This window comes from Alcanivorax sp. HI0044 (assembly GCF_001634945.1).
This window is the reverse complement of record NZ_LWEZ01001418.1, coordinates 1-1,952: the sequence shown is the minus strand read 5'-3', so window position 1 is coordinate 1,952 and position 1,952 is coordinate 1. Positions and strand designations below refer to the sequence as shown.

2 protein-coding genes are annotated in these 1,952 nt (G+C 57.7%); one reads left to right on the top strand and one right to left on the bottom strand.

Translation table 11 applies throughout. The features are described from left to right. Positions 1 to 804: 804 nt before the first annotated feature. Complete coding sequence (locus A3730_RS21010) at positions 805 to 1,017, top strand: hypothetical protein (protein WP_007149518.1); 213 nt, start codon at positions 805 to 807, stop codon at positions 1,015 to 1,017. Positions 1,018 to 1,072: 55 nt separating this feature from the next. Here A3730_RS21010 and A3730_RS21005 read toward each other — a convergent pair. Continuing rightward, the coding region (locus A3730_RS21005) for an amidohydrolase (RefSeq protein WP_156501284.1) at positions 1,073 to 1,952 on the bottom strand (880 nt) is incomplete at its 5' end.

The window sequence follows — 1,952 nt, the reverse complement described above, 5'->3', positions numbered from 1 at the left end:
GCGTCTCTCGAGGCGCGAACCACCCATAAACGGCACACCAAAAACCATCGTGTAGTGGTCAACGAATTCCACAAGCAGATAGCAGCCCCCTTGCCGAATTGCGGACTTACACCTTACACCGCTTGATTTACCGCCAGGTTTGACAGGCGCTCTGAGTGTCCCGTTGTTTTCCTCCGTTTTTTTCCCGACTCCCAAGAATGCCCCGAGTCAGCCAGACTCTTTCCGTTGACCCGGAGCTTCCTTCCCATCATTCAAAACGGTTGGCGTGAATATTCCCGTAAGTCCCATCGAATTGGCAGGGAACCACGGGACACGCATAAATTTAAACAGCAAAAACAACAACTACCATCCACCAGGCTCTGCCCCGCAATCCATTTACGTCCTGTCATTTGTGCCTACTCTTTCAGCTTATCCAGTGCACCCAGAGCAATCGGCAGCCGTTGCCGCCGGAGTCTCATATGCGCAAGCCATGTCTGTTCATCTATTCCCAAACGATCCAGTACACCTGCCGCATATGCGGGCAACCCGGGGAAAAGCATAAGAATAGCTCCTGTCTTAATTTAATCCCCAGAATCTCCATGTGGGAGCGTGCCTGTACGCGAGAAGGATCAGTAAACCTCACCTGAAGCAGACTCTCCGAGGGTGCATTTGGAGCCGTTCGTAAAATACTCCTGACCATCCATCACAAGCGCTCAAAGTTTAACCAGCTCAGGGGATTTCCCGTTTGTTTTACGCTGCCATCGTTGGCAACATTGGACCGAGCCTCGGCAAGAACAGGCTCATCCCAACTGCAGGAGGCTTCGCATGAGCGATTACGACGACAGAGATGATTACCAGCAAGAAGCCGAAGACCTGTTGGAAACTATCGAGCAGGTGGAAGAAACCCTGACGGTCATGTCCAAAGTGGTCGGGCAGCTGAAAGAACAAGTGGCTTCACATCTGGACCCGAATACGGTGGAAATGAGCGCCGAGGAATTTCTCGATCAGTGCGAGAATCTGGAAGGGACCTGGCACTAGCAGCGCGCAGACCGCTTTCGCAGAGCACCTGAAAAAGGGCTCTGCGCACACAGGGCTACATCGCTTGCCCTCTCTCGTCCGCTTGCCCATCCGGGTAGCGACGAACCCCGCCAACCCAGGTGCCCCGCACCTGGATCGATTCCCAGTCGCCAATCGCTTGCCGCGGATCCCGGTCCAGCCAGACCAGGTCCGCACGCATACCCAGGCGCAACTGCCCTACCTGATCTGCCACCCCCAGCTGCCTGGCCGCATCCACGGTCACTGCCTGCAACGCCCGGTCCACATCCACAGCCTGCTCCGGCCCCAGCAACGCCCCGGAGGCGGTCTCGCGTTCCACCGCATTCCACACCAGCTGCAGCGGCTCAAAGGGCACTACCGGCGAATCCGCATGCAAGGTAAAGCTCAGCCCGGCTTGCTCCGCTTCCGCCAGCGGGCTGATCCGGCTAGCCCGCTCCGGCCCCAGGAAAACATCCCGGTGCCGGTCGCCCCAGTAATACACATGGGTATTGAAGAACGAGGGAATCACATCCAGCGCCACCATGCGCTGCAACTGCGCCGGAGTCGCCATCTGTGCATGAATCAATACCGGTTGCACCCGCACCTGCGGGCAGGCAGCCCGGGCGCCGGCAATGGCGTTCAGACTCAGATCAATAGCCGCATCACCATTGGCGTGCACGGCCACTTGCCGCTCCTGGCAATGAAACTGTTTTACTTGGGCGCTAAGCGCTGCTTGAGACCGCGTAGGAAACCCCAGATAGTCCGTCGGGTAATCCTCCGGCAGGGTGTAATACGGCGCCCCGAGAAACCCGGTATAACCCTGTAATGAGCCATCACTGACCAGCTTGACCGGCCCCAGATGGCTGCGCTCCCCCTGCGGTATGGAGATGTCACCCGCCTGGCGCAGTTTTTCCGCCTCTGCGTTGGGCCAGACACTC